The organism is Pseudomonas oryzihabitans, assembly GCF_014522265.1.
Taxonomy (GTDB): domain Bacteria; phylum Pseudomonadota; class Gammaproteobacteria; order Pseudomonadales; family Pseudomonadaceae; genus Chryseomonas; species Chryseomonas aestiva.
On the sequence record NZ_CP017024.1, the window covers coordinates 1,576,441 to 1,599,210 of the forward strand.

General features: G+C 65.1%; 18 protein-coding genes and 3 pseudogenes. 9 read left to right on the top strand and 12 right to left on the bottom strand.

Annotated elements, in window-relative coordinates; genetic code table 11:
• Positions 1 to 6: 6 nt before the first annotated feature.
• Both oadA and BGI51_RS07275 read right to left on the bottom strand, forming a co-directional pair.
• Complete coding sequence (gene oadA, locus BGI51_RS07270) at positions 7 to 1,812, bottom strand: sodium-extruding oxaloacetate decarboxylase subunit alpha (protein ID WP_187980741.1); 1,806 nt, start codon at positions 1,810 to 1,812, stop codon at positions 7 to 9.
• 13 nt (positions 1,813 to 1,825) lie between these two features.
• Positions 1,826 to 3,240 (bottom strand): annotated as a pseudogene (locus BGI51_RS07275) (acetyl-CoA carboxylase biotin carboxylase subunit).
• A 138-nt stretch (positions 3,241 to 3,378) separates the two neighbouring features.
• Between BGI51_RS07275 and BGI51_RS07280 the strand changes: the two are divergent.
• On the top strand, positions 3,379 to 4,353 hold the full coding sequence (locus tag BGI51_RS07280; RefSeq protein ID WP_187981281.1) for a LysR family transcriptional regulator: 975 nt from the start codon (positions 3,379 to 3,381) through the stop codon (positions 4,351 to 4,353).
• Here the strand turns inward: BGI51_RS07280 and BGI51_RS07285 are convergent.
• On the bottom strand, positions 4,283 to 4,504 hold the full coding sequence (locus BGI51_RS07285) for a PA3496 family putative envelope integrity protein (RefSeq protein WP_081594569.1): 222 nt from the start codon (positions 4,502 to 4,504) through the stop codon (positions 4,283 to 4,285). The genes BGI51_RS07280 and BGI51_RS07285 overlap by 71 nt on opposite strands.
• A 74-nt stretch (positions 4,505 to 4,578) precedes the next feature.
• On the bottom strand, positions 4,579 to 5,448 hold the full coding sequence (gene hexR / locus BGI51_RS07290) for a transcriptional regulator HexR (RefSeq protein ID WP_017639169.1): 870 nt from the start codon (positions 5,446 to 5,448) through the stop codon (positions 4,579 to 4,581).
• Positions 5,449 to 5,788: 340 nt separating this feature from the next.
• On the opposite strand from hexR, the gene BGI51_RS07295 reads away from it, so the two are divergent.
• The 3 genes from BGI51_RS07295 to BGI51_RS07305 all read left to right on the top strand — a co-directional run bounded on the left by BGI51_RS07295 (position 5,789) and on the right by BGI51_RS07305 (position 9,064).
• The gene (locus tag BGI51_RS07295; RefSeq protein WP_017639168.1) at positions 5,789 to 6,307 is read left to right on the top strand and encodes an Hcp family type VI secretion system effector; all 519 of its coding nucleotides are present in this window, start codon (positions 5,789 to 5,791) and stop codon (positions 6,305 to 6,307) included.
• 133 nt (positions 6,308 to 6,440) lie between these two features.
• Entirely contained in the window at positions 6,441 to 8,609 is a 2,169-nt protein-coding gene (uvrD, locus tag BGI51_RS07300) for a DNA helicase II (protein ID WP_187980742.1), read from the top strand.
• Positions 8,610 to 8,611: 2 nt separating this feature from the next.
• Positions 8,612 to 9,064, top strand: coding sequence for an EamA family transporter (locus tag BGI51_RS07305; protein WP_187980743.1), 453 nt, complete (start codon positions 8,612 to 8,614; stop codon positions 9,062 to 9,064).
• A 157-nt stretch (positions 9,065 to 9,221) separates the two neighbouring features.
• Here the strand turns inward: BGI51_RS07305 and BGI51_RS07310 are convergent, their stop codons facing one another.
• On the bottom strand, positions 9,222 to 10,982 hold the full coding sequence (locus BGI51_RS07310) for a cation:proton antiporter (protein WP_187980744.1): 1,761 nt from the start codon (positions 10,980 to 10,982) through the stop codon (positions 9,222 to 9,224).
• A 271-nt stretch (positions 10,983 to 11,253) separates the two neighbouring features.
• Here BGI51_RS07310 and BGI51_RS07315 point away from each other — a divergent pair, with 271 nt between their 5' ends.
• From BGI51_RS07315 to BGI51_RS07330, 4 genes are all read left to right on the top strand, one after another.
• Positions 11,254 to 12,111, top strand: a complete 858-nt coding sequence (locus tag BGI51_RS07315; protein WP_187980745.1) for a Tim44 domain-containing protein — start codon at positions 11,254 to 11,256, stop codon at positions 12,109 to 12,111.
• Between the two features lie 180 nt (positions 12,112 to 12,291).
• Positions 12,292 to 12,693, top strand: a complete 402-nt coding sequence (locus BGI51_RS07320; RefSeq protein WP_133860206.1) for an SMI1/KNR4 family protein — start codon at positions 12,292 to 12,294, stop codon at positions 12,691 to 12,693.
• Between the two features lie 68 nt (positions 12,694 to 12,761).
• On the top strand, positions 12,762 to 13,520 hold the full coding sequence (locus BGI51_RS07325) for an SDR family NAD(P)-dependent oxidoreductase (protein ID WP_027598710.1): 759 nt from the start codon (positions 12,762 to 12,764) through the stop codon (positions 13,518 to 13,520).
• Between the two features lie 59 nt (positions 13,521 to 13,579).
• Positions 13,580 to 14,062: an acyl-CoA thioesterase gene (locus BGI51_RS07330; RefSeq protein ID WP_133860207.1), complete on the top strand. Its 483-nt coding sequence runs from the start codon at positions 13,580 to 13,582 to the stop codon at positions 14,060 to 14,062.
• Positions 14,063 to 14,195: 133 nt separating this feature from the next.
• Here the strand turns inward: BGI51_RS07330 and BGI51_RS07335 are convergent, their stop codons facing one another.
• A complete protein-coding gene (locus BGI51_RS07335) occupies positions 14,196 to 15,158 on the bottom strand; it encodes an energy transducer TonB (protein WP_187980746.1) in 963 nt (320 codons plus the stop codon).
• Positions 15,159 to 15,289: 131 nt separating this feature from the next.
• Positions 15,290 to 16,246, bottom strand: a complete 957-nt coding sequence (locus BGI51_RS07340; RefSeq protein WP_187980747.1) for a CobW-like GTP-binding protein — start codon at positions 16,244 to 16,246, stop codon at positions 15,290 to 15,292.
• 51 nt (positions 16,247 to 16,297) lie between these two features.
• On the opposite strand from BGI51_RS07340, the gene BGI51_RS07345 reads away from it, so the two are divergent.
• Positions 16,298 to 16,648 (top strand): NADH:ubiquinone oxidoreductase, encoded by a 351-nt coding sequence (locus tag BGI51_RS07345; RefSeq protein ID WP_158890705.1) that lies wholly within the window; start codon positions 16,298 to 16,300, stop codon positions 16,646 to 16,648.
• Between the two features lie 18 nt (positions 16,649 to 16,666).
• Here BGI51_RS07345 and glmS read toward each other — a convergent pair whose 3' ends face one another.
• The 5 genes and pseudogenes from glmS to atpD all read right to left on the bottom strand — a co-directional run bounded on the left by glmS (position 16,667) and on the right by atpD (position 22,755).
• Entirely contained in the window at positions 16,667 to 18,502 is a 1,836-nt protein-coding gene (glmS, locus tag BGI51_RS07350) for a glutamine--fructose-6-phosphate transaminase (isomerizing) (RefSeq protein ID WP_187980748.1), read from the bottom strand.
• A gap of 66 nt (positions 18,503 to 18,568) precedes the next feature.
• Positions 18,569 to 19,348: pseudogene (locus BGI51_RS07355) on the bottom strand (DeoR/GlpR family DNA-binding transcription regulator); the annotation flags it as partial.
• Between the two features lie 45 nt (positions 19,349 to 19,393).
• The gene (gene glmU / locus BGI51_RS07360) at positions 19,394 to 20,761 is read right to left on the bottom strand and encodes a bifunctional UDP-N-acetylglucosamine diphosphorylase/glucosamine-1-phosphate N-acetyltransferase GlmU (RefSeq protein ID WP_187980750.1); all 1,368 of its coding nucleotides are present in this window, start codon (positions 20,759 to 20,761) and stop codon (positions 19,394 to 19,396) included.
• A 154-nt stretch (positions 20,762 to 20,915) separates the two neighbouring features.
• A complete protein-coding gene (locus tag BGI51_RS07365; protein ID WP_133860214.1) occupies positions 20,916 to 21,341 on the bottom strand; it encodes a F0F1 ATP synthase subunit epsilon in 426 nt (141 codons plus the stop codon).
• A gap of 38 nt (positions 21,342 to 21,379) precedes the next feature.
• Positions 21,380 to 22,755, bottom strand: a pseudogene (atpD, locus tag BGI51_RS07370) (F0F1 ATP synthase subunit beta).
• Between the last annotated feature and the right edge of the window lie 15 nt (positions 22,756 to 22,770).

Below are 22,770 nucleotides of genomic sequence, written 5' to 3' on the forward strand. Positions count from 1 at the left end.
GGGATCTCAGCCTTCGATTTCAATCAGGACTTCACCCGGATTGACCCGATCGCCCTTGGCCACCCGTACCGCGGTGACGGTGCCGGCGATGGGGGACTGGATCTCGGTTTCCATCTTCATGGCTTCGGTGACCAGCACGCCCTGCCCGGCCTTGACCTGATCACCCTCCTTGACCAGCACCTCGACGATGTTGCCCGGCATGGTGGTGCTGACGTCGCCCGGACGCTCCGCCTGACGGCGTCGTTGGCCGCCCTCGGCGACGAACTCACCGCTGGCTTCGAACACCACCTCTTCCGGCACCCCGTCGATGGACAGGTAGAAGTGCCGCTTGCCCTCGCTCTTGAGGCCGATACCGGTGATGTCCACCTGATAGGTCTCGCCATGCACGTCGACGCTGAACGCGGTCGGCACGCCCTGGCCACCCACCGCGGCCACGCCATCGGCCGACGGCATGGGCAGCAGGGCTTCCGGCACCAGGGTCCCGGCGGCGCGCTCCTCGAGGAACTTGCGCCCGATGTCGGGGAACATGGCGAAGGTCATCACGTCCTCTTCGCTCTTGGCCAGGTCGCCGATCTCGGCACGCAGTCGCGCCAGCTCGGGGCTGAGCAGATCGGCCGGACGCACCTCGATCACCTCTTCCTGGCCAATGGCCTGCTTGCGCAGCTGCTCGCAGATGGCGCCCGGTGCCTTGCCGTAGCGGCCCTGCAGATAGAGCTTCACCTCGTTGGTGATGGTCTTGTAGCGCTCGCCGGCCAGCACGTTGAAGAAGGCCTGGGTGCCGACGATCTGCGAGGTCGGGGTCACCAGGGGCGGGTAGCCCAGGTCCTTGCGTACCCGCGGGATCTCTTCCAGCACCTCGTTCATGCGATTGAGGGCGCCCTGCTCGCGCAACTGGTTGGCCAGGTTGGAGATCATGCCGCCCGGTACCTGGTTGACCTGTACCCGGGTGTCGACCCCGGTGAATTCACTCTCGAACTGGTGGTACTTCTTGCGCACCGCATGGAAGTACAGGCCGATCTCCTGCAGCAGTTCCAGGTTCAGGCCGGTGTCGTAGGGCGTGTCGCGCAGGGCCGCGACCATGGACTCGGTCCCCGGGTGGCTGGTGCCCCAGGCCAGGCTGGAGATCGCCGTGTCGATGCGATCGGCGCCGTTTTCCACCGCCTTGAGCTGGCACATGGCGGCCACCCCGGCGGTGTCGTGGGAGTGCACCACCACATCCAGCGTCAGGGCCTCCTTGAGCGCCTTGACCAGCTCGCCGGTGGCATAGGGGGTGAGCAGACCGGCCATGTCCTTGATGGCGATGGAATCCACGCCCAAGTCGGCCATGCGCTTGGCCTGGTCGACGAAGGCCGCCACCGTGTGTACCGGGCTGGTGGTGTAGCAGAGGGTACCCTGGGCGTGCTTGCCGCTGGCCTTGACCGCGCGGATGGCGGTTTCCAGGTTACGCACATCGTTCATGGCATCGAAGATACGGAAGACATCGATGCCATTGGCCGCGGCGCGCTCGACGAAGGCCTCGACCACGTCATCGCTGTAGTGCCGGTAGCCGAGCAGGTTCTGGCCGCGCAGCAGCATCTGGAGCCGGGTGTTGGGCAGGGCCTGGCGCAACTGGCGCAGGCGCTCCCAGGGATCTTCCTTGAGGAAGCGCACGCAGGCGTCGAAGGTGGCGCCGCCCCAGACTTCCAGCGACCAGTAGCCGACCTGGTCGAGCTTGGCGCAGATCGGCAGCATGTCTTCGGTGCGCATGCGGGTCGCCAGCAGCGATTGGTGGGCGTCGCGCAGGATGGTGTCGGTGATCTGGATGCTTTTCATTGTTCTGTCGTCCTTACAGACCGGCGTGGGCGGCGATGGCGGCGGCGATGGCGATGGCCAGGTGCGTCGGGTTGCGCTTGATCGAGTACTGGGTCAGCTCCGGATGGCTTTCCACGAAGCTGGTGTTGAAGCGCCCGCTGCGAAATTCCGGATCGCGCAGGATGGCCTGGTAATAGGGCGCGGTGGTCTTCACCCCCTGCACGCGCATGTCGTCCAGCGCGCGCAGGCCGCGATCCATGGCCTCTTCCCAGGTCAGCGCCCAGACGATCAGCTTGAGGCACATGGAGTCGTAGTACGGCGGGATCACGTAGCCGGTGTAGATGGCCGTGTCGGTGCGCACCCCCGGTCCCCCGGCGCGTAGTAGCGGGTGATCTTGCCGAAGCTCGGCAGGAAGTTGTTCTTCGGGTCCTCGGCATTGATGCGGAACTGCAGGGCGAAACCGCGGTGCAGGACGTCTTCCTGGGCGAAGGACAGCGGCAGCCCCGAGGCGATGCGGATCTGCTCGCGAACGATGTCGATGCCGGTGATTTCCTCGGTGATGGTGTGCTCCACCTGCACCCGGGTGTTCATCTCCATGAAATACACCTCGCCCTCGGCGAGCAGGAATTCCACGGTACCGGCGTTCTCGTAACCCACCGCCTTGGCCGCGCGTACCGCCAGGTCGCCGATATAGGCGCGCTGCTCGGGGGTCAGCTGAGGGCTGGGCGCGATCTCGATCAGCTTCTGGTTGCGCCGCTGGATGGAGCAGTCACGCTCGAACAGGTGCACGGTATTGCCGTGGCTATCGGCGAGGATCTGCGCCTCGATGTGCTTGGGATTGACGATGCACTTCTCGAGAAACACCTCGGCCGAGCCAAAGGCCTTGGTCGCCTCGGAGATCACCCGCGGATAGGCCTGCTCCAGTTCCTCGCGGGAGTTGCAGCGGCGGATACCGCGACCGCCGCCGCCGGAGGTAGCCTTGAGCATCACCGGGTAACCGATACGATCGCCTTCGCGCAGGGCCTCGGCGATGTCCGCCACGTTGCCCTCGGTGCCAGGGGTGCAGGGCACGCCGGCGGCGATCATGCTGCGCCGCGCCTCGGTCTTGTCGCCCATGCGGCGGATGACCTCGGCGGACGGTCCGATGAAGCGAATGCCGCGCTGGGCGCAGATTTCCGCCAGTTCGGCATTCTCGGAAAGGAAGCCGTAACCGGGATGCAAGGCATCGCAGCCGGTTTCCACGGCAAGGTTCACCAGCTTGCGCGGATTGAGATAACCCTCCAGCGGATCGCTGCCGATCCCATGGGCTTCGTCGGCACGTTTCACGTGGAGCGCTTGGCGATCGGCGTCGGAGTAGACCGCCACCGAGCGAATGCCCATCTCGGCACAGGCACGCACGATGCGCACGGCGATCTCGCCCCGATTGGCGATAAGTATCTTCTTGATCACACCTGGCTCCTTGTCTGCTGCAGCGTGCAGCCGCTTGTTATTGCCGGTGACCTGAAGCTACGCCAGGGCTTCTCTTATGGAAAATAAATAATTGTTGGATACTCCATAAGTCATTCCTTATGGATCTCGCCGATGCCTATGCGCAAGCCATTGATGCGACTCACCTTTCGCCAGTTGCAGGTGTTCGAGGCCGTCTGCGAGGCCCGCTCCTACAGCCGGGCGGCCGACATCATGGCGCTGACCCAGCCGGCGGTGAGCCTGCAGGTGCGTCAGCTCGAAGAGGTGGTGGGCGCACCGCTGTTCAACTACCTCAATCGCACCCTCTACCTCACCGAGGCGGGCGAGGCCCTGCGCCAGACCGGTCGCGATCTCTTCGCCCGGCTGGGCAGCCTGGACATGCAGCTGTCGAATCTGCGCGGCGCCCTGCACGGCCAGCTGCGCCTGGGAGTGGAAAGCAGTGCCCAGTACCTGGCGCCGCACCTGTTCAGCCAGTTCCGCGGCAGCCATCCCCAGGTCGACCTGGCGCTGACCGTGGGCAACCATGCCCGGGTGCTGCGTCGATTGACGGAGAATCGCGAAGACGTGGCGCTGATGTCCGGGGTGCCGAGCAACGCGGACCTGGATTTCCTGCCACTGCTGGACAATGCCATCGTCGCCGTGGCGCGTCCCGGCCATGCCCTGGCCGAGCGCAGCGGCCTCAGCCTGCGCGACCTGACGGCCTATCCGCTGCTGGTACGCGAGATCGGCTCCGGCACGCGCCAGGCCTGCGAGGACTACCTCAAGCAGAAGCGCGCGCACTTCGCCGAACAGCTGGAGATCGGCGCCTTCGAAGCGCAACGCGAAGCGGTCCGCGCCGGACTCGGGCTGGCCCTGCTGCCGCGCCAGGCCATTCGCAGCGATCTCGCCGCCGGCAGCCTGGTCGAGCTGGACGTCGCCGAGCTGCCATTGCGCCGTTCCTGGTGCGTGGTCCAGGTGCGCGGCAAGCCGCTGTCGCCAGTGGCCCAGGCCTTCGTCGACTATCTGCGCGGCCAGCGCAGCCTGATCAATGCGTTAGGTATTGCCCTGGAGCCTGCTGCCGGCGCTGGGCCTGGCGCTCGTCCAGCAGCTGATTGAGAAACAGCAGTTCATCGAGTTCCACGGCAAGCCGCTGTTCCTCGGCTCGGGCCTCGATGGCTCGGCGGAATTTCATCCGCCGTTGATCCTGTAGCTTTCTGCGAGTCTTGCTGTCGAGACGAACGCTGGATTGCTGGATGAGAGCGGTCATGCCAATTCCTCCGGGCTGGGATCGGAATGGGCAGCTTCACCCTAACAGGTGACGGTTTGGCGACAGCGAGACGACTATTGGGTGTCGCTGTGCTTGGTCGACTTCGACGACAGCCGCAGACTGCGCAGGCTGCGCTTCACGCTCTTGAGATGCTCGACCAGCGCCGGACCACGGGACATGGCCACGCCCATGGCCAGCACATCGATCACCACCAGGTGGGCGATGCGCGAGGTCAGGGGCACATAGATGTCGGTGTCTTCGTGCACGTCGATGGCGATGTTGACCGTGGACAGGTCGGCCAGCGGCGTTTGCCCCGGGCAGATGGTGATCAGCGCGGCGCCGTTGTCGCGCACCAGATTAGCGGTGATCAGCAGGTCCTTGGAACGCCCCGACTGGGAGATGCAGATGGCGGCGTCGGACGGCGTCAGGGTCGCCGCCGACATGGCCTGCATGTGCGGATCGGAATAGGCGGTGGCGCTGAGCTGCAGGCGAAAGAACTTGTGCTGGGCGTCGTTGGCCACCGAACCCGAGGCGCCGAAGCCGTAGAACATCACCCGCTGGGCCTTGGCGATCGCCTCGATGGCCGTTTCCAGCGCCCGCATGTCCAGGCGCTCGCGCACGTCCATGAGGGTGTGCAGGGTGGTGTCGAAGATCTTCAGGCTGAAGTCTTCCACCGCATCGTTCTCGTGGATGGCGAACTGGCCGAAACTGGCCCCCGCCGCCAGGCTCTGCGCCAGGCGCAGCTTGAGATCCTGGAAGCCATCGCAACCGATGGCCCGGCAGAAACGCACGATGGTGGGCTCGCTCACGCCAACGTTGTGGGCGAGGTCGGCCATGGAGCTGTGCATGACGGCAGCCGGATCCACCATGACCTGCTCGGCGACCTTGAGCTCCGACTTGCGCAGCAGGTGGCGGGATTGAGCAATGTGTTGCATGAGGTTCACAGGCGTATCTCGTCTAGCGGGCGGATGTAGTGCGTCGCACTTATACTACATAACGATCGCCAAGGCTCTTGGTCATTACGATTCAGCACGGTCTTTTTCGCCCTCGCGCCAGCACTTGGTAGTCGCCCGGACAGGCGACTACCTGAGCCCGACCAGCTTTTGAACCGCTCTGCGCAAGGCCTTGCGCAGATTCCCGAGCAGTGGCGCACAGTAGTCCCACCCATGTCTTGTAGTCCTTTTACAAGTCACTGATCAGAAAGGATTTTTCGGTTATGGCACAGCCCTTGTTAAGACCTGGTACCCGGGCCATGAAGCCCTATCACCAGGCAAGGAGAGCACCATGCCAACCCCCGCGTATCTGTCCCTCGAAGGCACCAAGCAAGGCCTGATCACCGCCGGCACCTTTACCGAAGACTCGGTCGGCAACATCTTCCAGGAAGGCCACGAAGACCAGATCCTGGTCCAGGCCTTCAATCACCAGGTGATCATTCCCCGCGATCCCCAGTCGGGTCAGCCCACCGGCCAGCGCGTGCACAAGCCGCTGATGATCACCAAGGTCTTCGACAAGGCCTCGCCGCTGATCTTCAACGCCCTCACCTCCGGCGAACGCCTCGGCAAGTGCCGCCTGGAGTGGTACCGCACCTCGGCCACCGGCACCCAGGAGCACTACTTCACCATCGAGCTGGAGGACGCCATCATCGTCGATGTCCAGTCGCGCATGCCCAACTGCCAGGACCCGAGCATGGCGCACTTCACCCACCTGGAAGACGTCTACTTCACCTACCGCAAGATCGTCTGGACCCACGAGGTCTCCGGCACCTCCGGTTCCGATGACTGGCGCTCGCCGATCGCCGCCTGACGCGCCGCTCCCAAGCCTTCCCCTTATCCCCGGCCAGCCCTGCTGGCCGGGGGTTCGGCTGCCCCGCGCCACCCGCCTCGCCTCCCATCCGTCCGGTTTGGCGCTCCTTCTACCGCATCGGTAGAATGCGGCGATGAATGACGACATCTCCCTGCTGCTCAATTCCCTCAACGATGCCCAGCGTCAGGCCGTGGCCGCGCCCCTGGGTCGCCAACTGGTCCTGGCCGGTGCCGGCTCGGGCAAGACCCGGGTGCTGGTGCACCGCATCGCCTGGCTGATCCAGGTCGAGCGCGCCTCGCCGCACTCTATCCTTTCGGTGACCTTCACCAACAAGGCCGCCGCCGAGATGCGCCACCGCATCGAGCAATTGCTCGGCATGAGTCCCCAGGGCATGTGGGTCGGCACCTTCCACGGCCTCGCGCACCGTCTGCTGCGGGCCCACTGGCAGGAAGCGGGGCTGTCGCAGAATTTCCAGATCCTCGACAGCGACGACCAGCAGCGCATCGTCAAGCGGGTGATCCGCGAGCTGGGCCTCGACGAGCAGCGCTGGCCGGCACGCCAGGCGCAGTGGTTCATCAACGGTCAGAAGGACGAAGGCCTGCGGCCGCAGCATATCCAGGCCGCCGGCGATCTCTTCCTCAGCACCATGCGCAGCATCTACGAAGCCTACGAGGCGGCCTGCGCCCGTGCTGGAGTGATCGACTTCTCCGAGCTGCTGCTGCGCGCCCTGGATCTGTGGCGCAACAATCCCAGCCTGCTGGAACACTACCAGCGGCGTTTCCAGCATCTCCTGGTCGACGAATTCCAGGACACCAACGCCGTCCAGTACGCCTGGCTCAAGCACCTCGCCCAGAACGGCGCCAGCCTCATGGTGGTGGGCGACGACGACCAGTCCATCTATGGCTGGCGCGGCGCCAAGATCGAGAACATCCAGCAGTTCAACGAGGACTTCTCGGCCGAGATCATCCGCCTGGAGCAGAACTACCGTTCCACCGACACCATTCTCAAGGCCGCCAACGGCCTGATCGCCCACAACTTCGGCCGTCTCGGCAAGGAGCTGTGGACCGATACCGGCGAAGGCGAGGCCATCACCCTCTATGCCGGCTTCAACGAGCACGACGAAGCCCGCTACATCGTCGAAACCATCGAGAGCGAGTTCAAGAAGGGCAGCCGGCGCAGCGAGATGGCGATCCTCTACCGCTCCAACGCCCAGTCGCGGGTGCTGGAAGAGGCGCTGCTGCGCGAGAAGATCCCCTATCGCATCTATGGCGGTCTGAGATTCTTCGAGCGCGCCGAGATCAAGAACGCCATGGCCTACCTGCGGCTGATCCAGCATCGCCATGACGACGCGGCTCTGGAGCGGGTGATCAACGTGCCGCCGCGGGGCATCGGCGAGAAGACCGTGGAGGCGCTGCGCAGCGCGGCCCGGGCGCAGAACACCTCACTGTGGCAGGCGCTGCACGACCTGGTCGGCGCCCGCGCGGTGTCGGGTCGCGCCGCCTCGGCGCTCAACGTCTTCGTCGAGCTGGTCGATACCCTGGCCCTCAAGGCCGAGGACCTGTCCCTGCACAACCTGGTGCAGCAGATCATCGAGCAGACCGGCCTGGTCACCTTCCACAAGGAAGAAAAGGGCGAGAAAGGCCAGGCACGGGTGGAAAACCTGGAAGAACTGGTCAGCGCCGCGCGTTCCTTCGATTTCAGCGGTGACGAGGAGATGACGCCCCTGGCGGCTTTCCTCGACCACGCGGCCCTGGAATCCGGGGACACCCAGGCCGACAGCCACGAAGACAGCGTCCAGCTGATGACCCTGCACAGCGCCAAGGGCCTGGAATTCCCCCTGGTGTTCCTCGCCGGCATGGAGGAAGGGCTGTTTCCGCACAAGATGAGCCTGGAGGAACCCGGCCGTCTGGAAGAGGAACGTCGCCTGGCCTATGTGGGTATCACCCGCGCCATGCGCCGCCTGGTGATGAGCTATGCGGAGACCCGCCGTCTCTACGGCAGCGAGACCTACAACAAGGTGTCGCGCTTCGTCCGCGAGGTACCGGACGGCCTGATCCAGGAGGTGCGCCTGTCCAATGCGGTCAAGCAGCCCTTCGCCGGTAGTCGTCCCAACCTCTTCGCCCAGGCGCCGGTGCCGGAAACCACCTTCAGCCTCGGTCAGCCGGTGCGTCATGCCCTGTTTGGCGAAGGCGTCATCCTCAACTACGAGGGCTCCGGCGCCCATGCCCGGGTGCAGGTCAACTTCAAGTCCGAAGGCAGCAAGTGGCTGATGGTGAGCTACGCCAAGCTCGAACCCCTCTAGCGATGACCGCCTCCTGGCTGTTCTGGGCGCTCCTGGCAGCGGCCTTCGCCGCCCTCACGGCCATCTTCGGCAAGCTGGGCGTGGAACACGTCAACGCCGATTTTGCCACCCTGCTGCGCACCCTGGTGGTCGTGGTTGTCCTGGCGGCCATCGTCCTGGCCACCGGGCAGGCGCAACCCCTGGCCGGCATCGCCGGGCGCAGCTATCTGTTCCTGCTGCTCTCGGGCGTGGCCACCGGCCTGTCCTGGCTGTGCTACTACCGGGCGCTCAAGCTGGGCCCGGCGTCGCTGGTGGCGCCAGTGGACAAGCTGAGCGTGGTGCTGGTGGCGATCTTTGGCGTGGCGCTGCTGGGTGAGCGCCTGGACCTGCGCCAGTGGTGCGGCATCGCCGCCATCGGCGGGGGGCGTGCTGCTGCTCGCCTGGCGACCTTGAAGGGGCGCAGGAAAAGGGCCTGACCGCCGGTGGGAGATTGCCGGACGGCAGAAAGCGGCCAAGCCGATTTCCTGCATTGCGCATTCCCTTGCCATCGCCCCGTTCATTCAAACGGGCGACTTAGAGCGATTCTGCCGCGTCGATCCCCAGCCGGCAATGGCAGGATTGCGCAAAAGCGGCCTAATGCTGTCCGCCCTTGTCCTGTTCCAGGGTCTCGATGAAGGCGATCTGCAGCCGCGAATGGACGCGGATGAACCAGCGCCACAGCACCGCGATCACCACCACCGCGACCAGGCCGATCAGCAGCAACAGCTCGCCGCGCGGCAGGATGCTGCTGCTCAGGGCCGCCAGCAGCACCAGGATGCCGGCCAGCGACAGCAGCGGGATCAACTCGCTGACCAGTCGCCGCACCGGCTGCGTATAGCGCCCGGCCTGGTTCTGCCTGACGCTGAGTTCGGCCATCAGCATGGCCAGGGCCTTGAGCTTGCGATAGGCGGCGATCAGGCAGGGCAGCGACAGCAGCAGCGCGCCACCCCAGATGCAGGCCTTCTGCAGATCGGGATCGGCGATCCAGGTACTGAGCCAGCTCGCCAGGCCGCCGGCGAAATAGGCCCCGCCGAGGAAGACGGCGATGACCAGCGACAGGTTGATGCCGACCTGCAGCAGGATGCGCCTCATCATGCCGGCCAGGACCGCCTTCTCGCCCTGGGGCTGGATGCTGCGCAGCCATTCGCCATAGATGCCCAGCACCCGCTGCAGGGGCTGCGGCAGCCAGCGGCCGATCCACAGCGCCAGCGGATCGGCGGCCCTGATCAGATAGGGGGTGAGCAGCGTGGTGACCGCCGACACGGCCACCGCCACCGGATAGAGGAAATGACTGGTGACGCCCAGGGTGATCCCCAGGGTGGCGATGATGAAGGAGAACTCGCCGATCTGCGCCAGACCCATGCCGACCCGCAGCGAAGTCCGGCCGTCGTTGCCGGCGATCAGGGTCCCCAGGCTGCAGGCGAGGATCTTGCCCAGGACCACGGCGACGCTGATCACGGTGATCGGCCAGGCGTATTCCACCAGCACCTTGGGATCGAGCAGCAGGCCGATGGCGACGAAGAAGATGGCGCTGAACATGTCGCGCAGCGGCTCCACCAGCTTTTCGATCTGCAGCAGCTGGCGCGACTCGGCCATGATGGCGCCGATCAGGAAGGCACCCAGCACCACGCTGTACTCCAGCTTGGCCACCAGCAGGCAGAAGCCGAAGCAGAGTCCCAGCACCGTGATCAGCAGCATCTCGTTGCTTTCGAAGGTGGCCACGTAGGCCAGCAGGCGCGGCACCAGCAGGATGCCGATGACCAGGGCCACGATCATGAACAGACTCAGCTTGCCCAGGGTCGAGGCCACCGCACCCGGCTCCACCGAGCCGCTCACCGCCAGCCCCGACAGCAGGGCGATGATGCCGATGCCGAGGATGTCCTCGACGATCAGCACGCCAAAGATCTGCTGGGCGAAGCGCTCGTGCTTCATCTTCAGCTCGTTGAGCGCCTTGACGATGATGGTGGTCGAGGAGATGGCCAGGATGGCGCCGAGGAACAGCGAATCCATGTGCGACCAGCCGAACATCTGCCCCACCTGGTAACCCAGCCAGAGCATCAGGCTGATCTCGAGGAAGGCGGCGATGAAGGCCGTGGCGCCCACCCGGAACAGCTTGCGCAGCGAGAATTCCAGACCGAGGCTGAACATCAGGAAGATGACCCCAACCTCGGCGAGGGTCTTGATGCTTTCTTCGTCGTGGATCAGACCGAATGGCGGGGTGTGGGGTCCGATGATGAAGCCGGCGAGGATATAGCCCAGGACCACGGGCTGCTTGAGGCGATGGAAGAGGATGGTCACCACGCCGGCCACCAGCATGATGACGGCCATGTCCTGGATAAAAGCTAGAGCATGCATCGGCCGGGCCCTCCTCTGACGGGCCGGGCACTCTCCCGACACCTGCGCTGACTGGAGACCAAGACTAGCATCTGCAAACTCTTGTGACGGATTCTGCAAAAATCTGTAATAGATTGATGTGCTTGGAAATTTTCAACGGTCGCAGGCACTTGGCGGCCTGCTTCCAGGGAACGCCGACAGGGCAAAATACCGAAACAATTCACGCTGGCTGTACTTGACCGGGCAGCGCAAGATGTATCCAACACCAGACTCTTCACAGAGAGAACACCACATGCAACGCCTGATGAGCATCTTCATGATCCTGTGCCTGGGCCTCACGCTCAGCCTGGATGCCAATGCCAAACGCATGGGCGCCGGCAAGTCCGCTGGCGCCGCGCCCATCCACCAGACCCGCCAGGCCGCGCCGACCCAGCAGCCGGGCATGGCCGCTCCTGCCGCCGGTGCTGGCGCCGCCGCCGCTGCCCGTCCCAGTGGCGCCTCGCGCTGGCTCGGCCCGCTGGCCGGTATCGCCGCCGGTGGTCTGCTGGCCTCCATGTTCATGGGTGACGGTTTCGAAGGCTTCCAGTTCTTCGACTTCCTGATCCTGGCCCTCATCGCCTTCGTGATCTTCCGCCTGATCGCCCGTCGCAAGCAGCAGGCCGGTCCGCAGCCCGCCGTGGCCGGTCATGCGCCCATGCAGCGCGAGATGCCCAACCAGCCCAGCAATGGCGGTATGTTCGGGGGTGCCGCTGCCGGTGCCGCGCCGGTGATCAACGCACCGAGCTGGTTCAATGCCGAGCGCTTCGTGGCGGCCGGTCGTGATCACTTCATGAGCCTGCAGCAGCACTGGGACGCCAACGAGATGGACAAGATCTCCGAGTTCGTCACCCCGCAGATGCTGCAGTGGCTGCGTGACGAGCGCGCTGCGCTGGGTGAAGGCTTCCAGTCCACCTACATCGAGAACCTGAACGCTACCCTGGACGGTGTCGAGGATCTGCAAGGCAAGACCATCGCCACCATCACCTTCAACGGTGTATCCAAGGAATCGCGCTTCGACCAGGGCCAGCCGTTCAGCGAAAGCTGGCGCATGGAGCGCATGGCCGGCGAGAACCAGCCCTGGCTGCTGGCCGGTATCCGCCAGAACGCCTGATAACGGCGCTTTACCGAAAAGCCCGGCTCTACGCCGGGCTTTTTCATGGGCGCCGCCTGCCGAACATCTCTCGAAACCGCTATCAAGTCCGCACGGAAGCTGCCGTTATCCCGGACTGAACTGCTAACCTTGCGCGCCTCTTTTCCCTTTATCCGGTGCGCATTTCGAGAGAGGCCTGCTATGGAAGACGTCATCGAACGCCTGCGTGAAGAAAACGAACCCGTTCCCGTACCCCTGGAGCTGCCCGACGAAGACCTGCTGGTCGAGATCGAGGAAGAACTGCTCATCAGTCTGCCGCCGGAATTCCGTGAATTCCTGCTGACCGTCAGCGACGTGGTCTATGGCCGTATCGAGCCGGTGACCGTCACCGATCCGCAGTCCCACACCTATCTGCCGGAAGTGGCCGCCACTGCCTGGGACGAAGGCCTGCCACGGGAGTACATTCCCCTCTGCGCCAGCGACGACGGCTACTACTGCGTCAGCCAGGAAGGCGAGGTACTGTTGTGGGAAGACGGCGACCTGACCGACGAATCCTGGGATTCGGTGTGGATCTGGGCGCGCGACGTCTGGCTGGAAGGCTGACCGGGCCGGTACTGAACGACCCCGCCCGACACGGGTCTGGATAAGGCCATCACTCCGGAGGAAGCGTCATGAGCACTCCCGTCGTCCTGATCACCGGCGCTGCGGGCGGCCTCGGCCGCGCCCTGGCGCAACGCTTCGCCCAGAGTCGCTGGCGCGTTGCCGCCGCCGACCGCGATGCCGAGGGCCTGCATGGGCTGAACGGCATCGTCGGCCTGGATTCCAGCGTGACCGCCGATATCTCCAGCGCCGAGGGCTGCCGCTCCCTGGTCAGCAAGGTCATGGCCCGTACCGGGCGCCTGGATGCCCTGATCAATGCCGCGGGCATCTGGCGCGAAGGCGAGGTGGAGACCTTTACCGAGGACGACTACGACCTGGTGATGGCGGTCAATCTCAAGGCCACCTTCTTCATGTGCTCGGCGGCCATCCCCTTCCTCAAGGAAAATCGCGGCGTCATCATCAATGTCGCCAGCGGCGCCGGGCGTCAGCCCATCGCCGGTGCGGCGGCCTATGGTGCCGCCAAGGCGGCGGTGCGCTTCTTCAGCCAGAATTTGGCGGTGGAGCTGGCGCGCGATGGCGTGCGGGTCAACGCCGTCTCGCCAGGTGACATCGACACCCCCATGCTGGACTTCCAGGCTGCCCACTACGGCAGCGGCGATCCGGCAGGCTATCGTCGCAACCTGCTCAATCGCTATCCGCAGGGCGAAACCGCGCGTTTCATCCAGCCGGAAGAGGTGGCCGAGTTCGTCTATTTCCTCTGTCAGCCCCAGGCGGCAGCCATTTCCGGCGCCGACCTGCCCATCGACTTCGGTCTCTCCGCCGGCCGTTGATGGCTGTGACAGACGGCGCCGCTGCGCCGTCTACAGGATTTCCCCTCGAGGATTCGCCCATGGAAGCCGGCAACCACCAGTTGAGCATGACCATCCTGATGACCCCGGACCTGGCCAACTTTTCCGGCAAGGTCCACGGGGGCGCGCTTCTCAAGTATCTCGACGAAGTGGCCTATGCCTGCGCCAGCCGCTATGCCGGGCGCTACGTGGTCACGCTATCGGTGGACCAGGTGATCTTTCGCGAACCTATCCATGTCGGCGAGTTGGTGACCTTTCTCGCCTCGGTGAACTACACCGGGACCACCTCCATGGAGATCGGCATCAAGGTCATCACCGAGAACATCCAGCAACGCTCGGTACGCCATACCAACAGCTGTTTCTTCACCATGGTCGCCGTGGACGAAGACGGCAAATCCTGCCCGGTTCCCCAACTCGAACCGGCGACGACGGACGAGAAGCGACGCTGTGTGCAGGCCCAGCAGCGCCGGCAGATCCGCCGGGAACTTCAAGAGCGCTATCAGGCGCTCAAGGAAACCTTTTGAGTTTTGCCGGTTAGATCGCCGTCGTTCGACGGCATCGGGCTCGGGCTCGGGCTCGGGCAATGCTCGACCATGGCGCGTCCCGTTATCCAGACCTGGAGCGGTCCAGCGAACAGGGACTGCGCGATCTGACGACCTAGCGGCGCTGGATCTTGAAGTTGAAGGTCTTGGTCGCCTTGCGCGGCACGATCTGACCACCGGAGACCCGCGGGGCGAAGCGCCACTCGCCCAGCACCTCGAGCACGGCGCGCTCCAGTTGCTTGTTGGAGGCTTCCAGCACCTGGATGTCGGCCAGTCGACCGTCAGCGGTCACGGTGAACATCACCCGCACCTCGCCACCCACACCGCGACGACGGAGCATTTCCGGGTATTCCGGCGGTGTCATCTTGACCGGCCGGATATCGGCGTCGTCGATGCTGCCGGTAGGCAGACCCGCGGTCTTTGGCGGGCCGGACGGCGCCGCGGCCGGCGCCGGCTGACTGGGTGCAGCGGTGGCCGCAGGCGCGGGTGCCGGTGACGGCGCGGCCTGGGCGACGGGCTCCGGAGCAGGCTCGACCTTTTTCGGCAGCGGCTTCTGCTGGCTGTGTTCGACCGGCTTGGGCTTCGGCTTGGGTTTGGGCTTTTCCACCACTGGCTTGGGCGGCTCCACCGGCTTCGGTGGTTCCACGGGCTTGGGAGGCTCCGGGGGCGGCGGTTCGGGTTGTGGCGGCGGCGGCGCGGGCGGTGCCGGGGTCGGCGCCGGGGGTTCAGGAACCGGTTTGGGCAACTGGATGAAGCTGACCTGCATGGGTTCGTCACCCTTGGCGATCTTCAACTCCGGCGGCGCCTGGACCACCATGAACAGCGCCGCTGCCATGCTGGCATGCATGATCAGCGACAGCGCCGAGGCGGCGCCCCAGCCGCGGCCACGCGGTGGCTGCTCGCCCGGCTCGGCCGCACCGACCGGGGTCAGTACCGGTGTCAGGATCTCTTCGTTACGCTCGGGCATGCGGAACGACAGGATGGTGGCCGAAGGCTCGCTTCGCTCGGCATTGACCCCTGCCACCGGCTCCACGTCGCCGGTCAGGGCGGCCCTGACGGGTCCCTGGACGGATTCCACCTCATCGCCGTCGAAACGTGCAGCGATTACGAGGGGGTCAGGCTTGGCAAGCGACGTCGGAGCCATGGGAGCAATACGCAGAGGAAGTAAATTTAATAATCATTATCATTAACTGAAGAAATTTGGCAACCTCAAATGTCGCGAATGGTCCCGCGCAGCGCCTTTTCGAGAGCCTCTAGATCCGGCCTCTCCTTCAGGATCAGCTCCAGCCGGTTGTCACGCCGCCATGGCGTCGGTTCCCAGCGCCCTTCTCCGGCGAGACCATTGTAGGCCTGCCAGCCGTCCGCCAGTTGCAGGACCGCCTTCAATCTGAGCAGGCCAGGAAGCCCACCCAGCAGGGTCAGCAGCGCCGGCCCATCGAAGCTGTGACTGGAATGCCAGCGCCAACCGACGGCCTGGTGTCCCTCCTGGATATGGCTGAAGCGCAGCGGACGCCCCGGCAGCAGCAGTGCCTGCGGGCTGATGACGGCGCCAGGCTCGGGCAGCTCGCCGCCAGCCGATGGCTCGGCACTTGCCAGGGGCAGTTCGGCCAAGGGGATCCGCCCGCCCTCGGTCCAGTACAGCGGTGTGTCGCCCAGTTGCGCAGGCAGGAGTGTCTGGTCCAGACCGGCGCTCTTGTTGAGCACGACCAGACCGGCCTGCTCCAGCGCCTGTTGCTGGGCCTCCGGCCGGGGCTGGCCTTGCAGCACCTGCCGGGCATCCACTACCCAGATCAGGGGTTGCAGGCTCAGCACCCCGGCCCAGGGCGAGGCCTGGAGTTGCCGATAGAGGCTGGCGGGATGGCCGAGACCGGAGGGCTCGATGAACAGCCGCTGCGGCCGAGCGCGTCGCAACAGCCGTGTGAGGGCCACCTGCAGGGGCACGCCCTGGACGCAGCACAGGCAACCACCCGGGACCTCGGCGATACTCAGGCCCTCGTCGTCCGGGGTCATCAGCGCCGCATCGAGTCCGACCTGACCGAATTCATTGACCAGGATCGCCCACCGTTCATGGGCGGGACGCTGGGCGAACAGCTGGCGGATCAGGGTGGTCTTGCCGGCCCCCAGAGGACCGGCGATCACATGGGTCTTGATATCGGCGAGGCGCATGGCGGGAGGTCGAATGCTAGAGTGGCGATTTGATCGAGGAGAGGGGCTGGAATGTGGCGATCGCTGATCCCGCTGCTGCTGTTGCCGTCACTGGCACTCGCCGATGCCTGCGTGATCCGCAGTCGTCAGGCCAGTGTGGACGTGCAGATCTGCCAGAGCAACATCGATATCCCCGCCCAGCTGTTTCGTGACGGCTTCTGCCAGCCGCAGCTCAAGGGTCAGCAGACCGAGGTGCGCTTCGTCGACCGCTGCCCGGTGGGCGAGATCGGGATCTGCCAGGGTGCGCGCAGCCCGGGTGTGCCCTATCGGCAGGACATCCACTATTACGGTGAGCCCGGCGACGGCCGCTTCCTGGCCGTCGCCTGCAGTCAGCAGAATCAGGGCAGCTGGCGCGTACCCTGAGGTTCCACGTGGAACCGCTTATTCCACGGTTACCGACTTGGCCAGGTTGCGCGGCTGATCCACATCGGTGCCCTTGAACACGGCCACGTGGTAGGACAGCAGCTGCAGCGGGATGGTGTAGAGGATCGGTGACAGGGCATCGTGGATGTGCGGCATGGGCACGATGCGGGTGCCCTCGCCTTCCTCGAAAGCGGCGCGCTCATCGGCGAAGACGATCAGCTGACCACCCCGCGCCCGCACCTCCTGCAGGTTGGACTTGAGCTTTTCCAGCAGCTCGTTGTTGGGCGCCACCGTCACCACCGGCATGTCGGCATCCACCAGCGCCAGCGGACCATGCTTGAGTTCGCCGGCCGGATAGGCCTCGGCGTGGATGTAGGAGATCTCCTTGAGCTTGAGTGCGCCTTCCATCGCCACGGGATACTGCTCGCCCCGCCCCAGGAACAGAGTGTGGTGCTTCTCGGCAAAGGACTCGGCGAGCTTCTCGACGGTCTTGTCCATGGCCAGCGCCTCATCCAGACGCGCCGGCAGCCGGCGCAGCTCGGCCACCAGCTCGGCTTCGACACCGGTATCCAGGCGTTGCTGACAGCGTCCCAGACTCAGGGTCAGCAACAGCAGGGAGACCAGCTGGGTGGTGAAGGCCTTGGTCGAGGCCACACCGATCTCCGGACCGGCCTGGGTCAGGAAGCTCAGCTGGGATTCGCGTACCAGGGAACTGGTCGCCACGTTGCAGATCGCCAGACTGCTCAGATAGCCGGATTGCTTGGCCATGCGTAGCGCGGCCAGGGTATCGGCGGTCTCGCCGGACTGGGAGATGGTGACGAACAGGGTATCCGGGCTGACGGCGACGCGGCGATAGCGGAATTCGCTGGCCACCTCCACTTGGCAGGGAATCCCTACGTATTCCTCGATCCAGTAGCGCGCCACCGAACCGGCGTGGAAGCTGGTGCCACAGGCGACGATCTGCACCTGGCGCACCTTGGCAAACAACGCGGACGCCGAGGGACCAAAGGCCTCGGGCAGCACCTGCCCATCACCCAGCCGCCCTTCCAGGGTGCGTTGGACCACTCTGGGCTGCTCGTGGATCTCCTTGAGCATGAAGTGGCGATAGGCGCCCTTGTCGGCCGCCTCGCTGCCTTCGTGGTACTGCACCGTCTCGCGCTGGACCGGCACGCCGTTCACGTCCCAGAGGTGGACCTGATCCAGGCGGATCTCGGCCACGTCGCCCTCTTCCAGATAAACGAAACGGTCGGTCACCTGACGCAGCGCCAGCTGGTCGGAAGCCAGGTAGTTCTCGCCCAGACCCAGGCCGATCACCAGGGGACTGCCGCTGCGGGTCGCCACCAGGCGATCCGGCTGCTGGCGCCAGACCGCCGCCAGGCCGTAGGCGCCGTGCAGCTCCTTGACCGCTGCCTTGAGCGCCGTGGTCAGGTCGCCGCTGTCCTGCAGTTTGAGGTGCAACAGATGGACGATGACCTCGGTGTCGGTCTGGGAGGTGAAGACATAGCCCTGAGCCTTGAGCTGGGCGCGCAGGGCTTCGTGGTTTTCGATGATGCCGTTGTGCACCACGGCCACGTCACCCTGGGAGAAATGCGGGTGGGCATTGGCCTCGGTGGGCGCACCATGGGTAGCCCAACGGGTGTGGGCGATGCCCAGGCGACCGGCCAGGGGATCGGCCAGCAGCGCCGCTTCCAGCTCGCTGACCTTGCCGATGCGGCGCAGGCGCTGCAACTCGCCCTGGCCATCCAGCAGGGCGAGGCCGGCACTGTCGTAGCCACGGTACTCCAGGCGCTTGAGACCCTCGACCAGAATGGCGGTGATGTTACGCTCGGCAATGGCGCCGACGATTCCACACATGCTTACCTCCCGTTGCCGTCTTATCCACAGCGACCCGGCAGGGCCGCCTGTGGATGACCTGATTGTCTAGTTTTCCACAGGGGCGCAGACCACCTGCACCCCCCGGGTTTCGATTGCCCGGGCTGCCTCGGCGGGCAGGCGCTCATCGGTGATGAGCACGTCCACCCTTTCCCAAGGTAGTTCCAGATTGGGAATTCGCCTGCCCAGCTTGCTCGCTTCGGCCATGACCACCACTTCCCGCGCTACCTCGGCCATCACTCGCGACAGCGACAGATGCTCGTTGAAGGTGGTGGTACCGCGCTCCGGATCGAGACCGTCGGCGCCGATGAACAGCTGGTCGAAGTCGTAGGATCTGAGCACCTGCTCGGCGACCTGGCCCTGGAAGGATTCCGAATGCGGATCCCAGGTGCCGCCGGTCATCAGCAGCATGGGTTCCTGCTCCAGCTCGCGCAGCGCCATGGCCACCTGCAGGGAATTGGTCATGACCACCAGCCCGGGGCGGCGATCGAGCTGGGGAATCAGCGCCGCCGTGGTGCTGCCGCAGTCGATGATGATCCGTGCATGTTCGCGCAGGCGCTGGGCGGCGGCCCGGGCGATGGCCTGCTTGAAGGGCGACGCCTGAGGCGGTGCCTCGACCAGCAGTTCCTGGGGCATGGCCACCGCGCCGCCGTAGCGACGCAGGAGCAGGCCATTGCGCTCGAGGGCGGCCAGATCCTTGCGGATGGTGACCTCGGAGGTCTCCAGCTGACGGGCCAGCCCGTCCACGCTGACCTCGCCCTGCTCCTGAAGCTGGGCGAGGATGGCATGACGGCGCTGCGCGGTATTGCGACGGGTCATAAATTTCGATTCGAAAGATAATTGATCGAATCAAAACCTAATAGCGAGCGGCCGTCAAGTCTTGGGGGCCTTCTTCGGTCGCTGCCAGCCGGTCTTGTTGACCTGCCGGGCCCGCCCCAGCGCCAGGGTATCAGCGGGAACATCTGCCGTGATGACCGAGCCAGCCGCCGTGGTCGCGCCCGCGCCGAGGCTGACCGGAGCCACCAGCGAACTGTTGGAACCCACAAAAACATCCGCACCGATTTCGGTTCGAAACTTGTTAGCGCCGTCATAGTTGCAGGTAATAGTACCCGCGCCTATGTTGCTGCCTGGACCTATGCTGGCATCACCCAGGTAGGTGAGGTGACCGGCCTTGGCGCCATCCTGTAGATGAGCGTTCTTCAGCTCGACGAAGTTGCCCACGTGGGCCTTGCTGCCCAGTTCGCTACCGGGTCGCAGGCGAGCGAAGGGACCGACGTCGGCACCCTCCCCTACCACGGCACCATCCAGATGACTGTTGGCCTTGATGATGGCGCCGCGCTTGAGGACGCTGTCCTTGATCACGCAATTCGGGCCGATGCTCACGCCGTCCTCCAGCACCACCCGACCTTCGAGAATGACATTGACGTCGATGGAGACGTCGCGGCCGGCCTCGACCTGCCCACGCTGATCGAAGCGCAGGGGGTCCAGCAGGGTCACGCCCTGCAGCATCAGGCGCTCGGCGGCGCGTTGCTGGAAGTGCCGCTCCAGCTGAGCCAGTTGCCGGCGATCGTTGGCGCCCTGTACTTCCATGGCATCCGCTGGCTGGCTGGTGGCGATGGTCAGGCCGTCCGCTACCGCGAGGGCGATGACGTCGGTCAGGTAATACTCGCCCTGGGCATTGCTGTTGGACAAGCGGCCCAGCCAATCCGCCAGTCGCCGACCGGGTACCGCAAGAATGCCGGTATTGCCTTCGCGAATGGTGCGCTGGGCGTCGCTGGCGTCCTTGTGCTCGACGATGGCGGTTACCCGCCCCTGGTCATCGCGCAGGATGCGGCCATAGCCGGTGGGATCGTCCAGCTCCACGGTCAGCAGCGCCAGGTGACCGTCATCCACCTGCTGCAGCAGGCGCTGCAGGGTCTCGGTCTGGATCAGGGGAACATCGCCATAGAGGATCAGCACCCGCTCCGCCGTCAGCGCCGGCGCCGCCTGGGCCACGGCATGGCCGGTGCCGAGCTGCTCGGCCTGGACCACGAAGCTCACGTCGTCGGCGGCCAGCTGGCTACGGACCTGGTCGGCGCCATGCCCGATGACGACGTGAATGCCGGCTGGCTGCAATTCATGGGCGCGGTCGAGGACATGCCCCAGCATGCTGCGACCGGCCACGGGATGCAGCACCTTGGGTAGAGCGGATCTCATGCGGGTGCCCTGACCAGCAGCCAGGATGACGATTTCCAGGGACATCGGAACCTCGGAGACAGGAGGAAGGATCGGGCCGGCGACCGAAGGCGACAGGCGCCTTTCGAGTCCGACCACGCGAAGTTTCTCGCCCACTTTTCGGGCGACAAAAGAAAAGGGTAGCCGAAGCTACCCTTGTCGTTACAGCCTGACCTTGCGCTTAGCGCTTGGCCTGCCGCTTGAGCTGCTGGATGGTACGCAGCTGGGCGGCGGCTTCGGCGAGCTGAGTGGCGGCAGCGGTGTAGTCGAACTCCGTGCCCTTGTCGCTCAGGGCTGCCTCGGCGCGCTGCTTGGCTTCCAGAGCGGCAGCTTCGTCGATGTCACCGGCGCGGCTGGCGGTATCGGCCAGCACCTCGACGACATTCGGCTGCACTTCCAGGAAACCACCGGAGATGTAGAACACCTCCTCGACACCCCCGGCCTTGACCAGGCGGATGGGGCCCGGTTTCAGATCGGTGAGCAGCGGCGCATGGCCCGGGGCGATACCCAGATCACCCAGGTGGCCGTGGGCGATGATCATCTCCACCGCGCCGGAGAAGATTTCCCCTTCCGCGCTGACGATGTCGCATTGGACTGTCTTGGCCATAGCGTGCCTCTAAGAGCGCCCGTCGCCGGGCGCGGCAGTTACAGTTTCTTGGCTTTCTCGATGGCTTCGTCGATGCCGCCGACCATGTAGAACGCCTGCTCGGGCAGGTGATCGTAGTCGCCACGCAGGATCCCGGAGAAGCCGGCGATGGTGTCCTTGAGGGACACGTACTTGCCGGGCGAACCGGTGAAGACCTCGGCCACGAAGAACGGCTGGGACAGGAAGCGCTGGATCTTACGAGCACGGGATACCAGCTGCTTGTCGGACTCGGACAGTTCGTCCATGCCCAGGATCGCGATGATGTCCTTCAGCTCCTTGTAGCGCTGCAGCACGTACTGAACACCGCGAGCGGTGTCGTAGTGCTCCTGGCCGATCACGTTCGGGTCCAGCTGGCGCGAGGTGGAGTCCAGGGGATCGACCGCCGGGTAGATACCCAGGGAGGCGATGTCACGGGACAGAACCACGGTGGCGTCCAGGTGGGCGAAGGTGGTCGCCGGGACGGGTCGGTCAAGTCATCGGCAGGGACGTAAACGGCCTGGACGGAGGTGATCGAACCCAGCTTGGTGGAGGTAATGCGCTCCTGCAGGACACCCATCTCCTCGGCCAGGGTCGGCTGGTAGCCCACCGCGGACGGCATACGACCCAGCAGCGCGGACACTTCGGTGCCGGCCAGGGTGTAGCGGTAGATGTTGTCGACGAACAGCAGGACGTCACGGCCTTCGTCACGGAATTTCTCGGCCATGGTCAGACCGGTCAGGGCCACGCGCAGACGGTTGCCCGGCGGCTCGTTCATCTGGCCATAGACCAGGGCGACCTTGTCCAGAACGTTGGAGTCCTTCATCTCGTGGTAGAAGTCGTTCCCTTCACGGGTACGCTCGCCCACGCCGGCGAACACGGAATAACCGCTGTGCTCGATGGCGATGTTACGGATGAGTTCCATCATGTTGACGGTCTTGCCCACGCCGGCGCCACCGAACAGGCCGACCTTGCCGCCCTTGGCGAAGGGGCAGACCAGGTCGATGACCTTGATGCCGGTTTCCAGCAGATCGTTACCACCGGCCTGCTCCGCGTAGGACGGGGCCTTGCGGTGGATTTCCCAGCGCTCTTCCTCGCCGATGGGGCCGGCTTCGTCGATGGGGTTGCCCAGCACGTCCATGATGCGGCCGAGGGTCTTGACGCCGACCGGGACCTTGATGGCCTCGCCGGTGTTGCCCACGTTCAGGCCGCGCTTGAGGCCTTCGGTGCTACCCATGGCGATGGTACGGACCACGCCGTCGCCCAGCTGCTGCTGGACTTCCAGGGTGGTTTCGGCACCCTGCACCTTGAGGGCGTCAAAGACGCGCGGTACCGCGTCGCGCGGGAATTCCACGTCGATCACGGCGCCGATGATTTGTACGATACGTCCGCTACTCATTTCGCGTTCCTCGAA

What these genes read in the sequence shown, in the direction of transcription:
- BGI51_RS07320 (WP_133860206.1), top strand. Translation starts at nt 12,292, where the DNA reads ATGGAAGACGTCATCGAACGCCTGCGTGAAGAAAACGAACCCGTTCCC.
- BGI51_RS07315 (WP_187980745.1), top strand. Translation starts at nt 11,254, where the DNA reads ATGCAACGCCTGATGAGCATCTTCATGATCCTGTGCCTGGGCCTCACG.
- glmS (WP_187980748.1), bottom strand. Translation starts at nt 18,502, where the DNA reads ATGTGTGGAATCGTCGGCGCCATTGCCGAGCGTAACATCACCGCCATT.
- BGI51_RS07340 (WP_187980747.1), bottom strand. Translation starts at nt 16,246, where the DNA reads ATGCGCCTCGCCGATATCAAGACCCATGTGATCGCCGGTCCTCTGGGG.
- BGI51_RS07310 (WP_187980744.1), bottom strand. Translation starts at nt 10,982, where the DNA reads ATGCATGCTCTAGCTTTTATCCAGGACATGGCCGTCATCATGCTGGTG.
- BGI51_RS07280 (WP_187981281.1), top strand. Translation starts at nt 3,379, where the DNA reads ATGCGCAAGCCATTGATGCGACTCACCTTTCGCCAGTTGCAGGTGTTC.
- oadA (WP_187980741.1), bottom strand. Translation starts at nt 1,812, where the DNA reads ATGAAAAGCATCCAGATCACCGACACCATCCTGCGCGACGCCCACCAA.
- BGI51_RS07305 (WP_187980743.1), top strand. Translation starts at nt 8,612, where the DNA reads ATGACCGCCTCCTGGCTGTTCTGGGCGCTCCTGGCAGCGGCCTTCGCC.
- glmU (WP_187980750.1), bottom strand. Translation starts at nt 20,761, where the DNA reads ATGTCCCTGGAAATCGTCATCCTGGCTGCTGGTCAGGGCACCCGCATG.
- BGI51_RS07295 (WP_017639168.1), top strand. Translation starts at nt 5,789, where the DNA reads ATGCCAACCCCCGCGTATCTGTCCCTCGAAGGCACCAAGCAAGGCCTG.
- BGI51_RS07330 (WP_133860207.1), top strand. Translation starts at nt 13,580, where the DNA reads ATGGAAGCCGGCAACCACCAGTTGAGCATGACCATCCTGATGACCCCG.
- BGI51_RS07325 (WP_027598710.1), top strand. Translation starts at nt 12,762, where the DNA reads ATGAGCACTCCCGTCGTCCTGATCACCGGCGCTGCGGGCGGCCTCGGC.
- BGI51_RS07285 (WP_081594569.1), bottom strand. Translation starts at nt 4,504, where the DNA reads ATGACCGCTCTCATCCAGCAATCCAGCGTTCGTCTCGACAGCAAGACT.
- uvrD (WP_187980742.1), top strand. Translation starts at nt 6,441, where the DNA reads ATGAATGACGACATCTCCCTGCTGCTCAATTCCCTCAACGATGCCCAG.
- BGI51_RS07365 (WP_133860214.1), bottom strand. Translation starts at nt 21,341, where the DNA reads ATGGCCAAGACAGTCCAATGCGACATCGTCAGCGCGGAAGGGGAAATC.
- BGI51_RS07345 (WP_158890705.1), top strand. Translation starts at nt 16,298, where the DNA reads ATGTGGCGATCGCTGATCCCGCTGCTGCTGTTGCCGTCACTGGCACTC.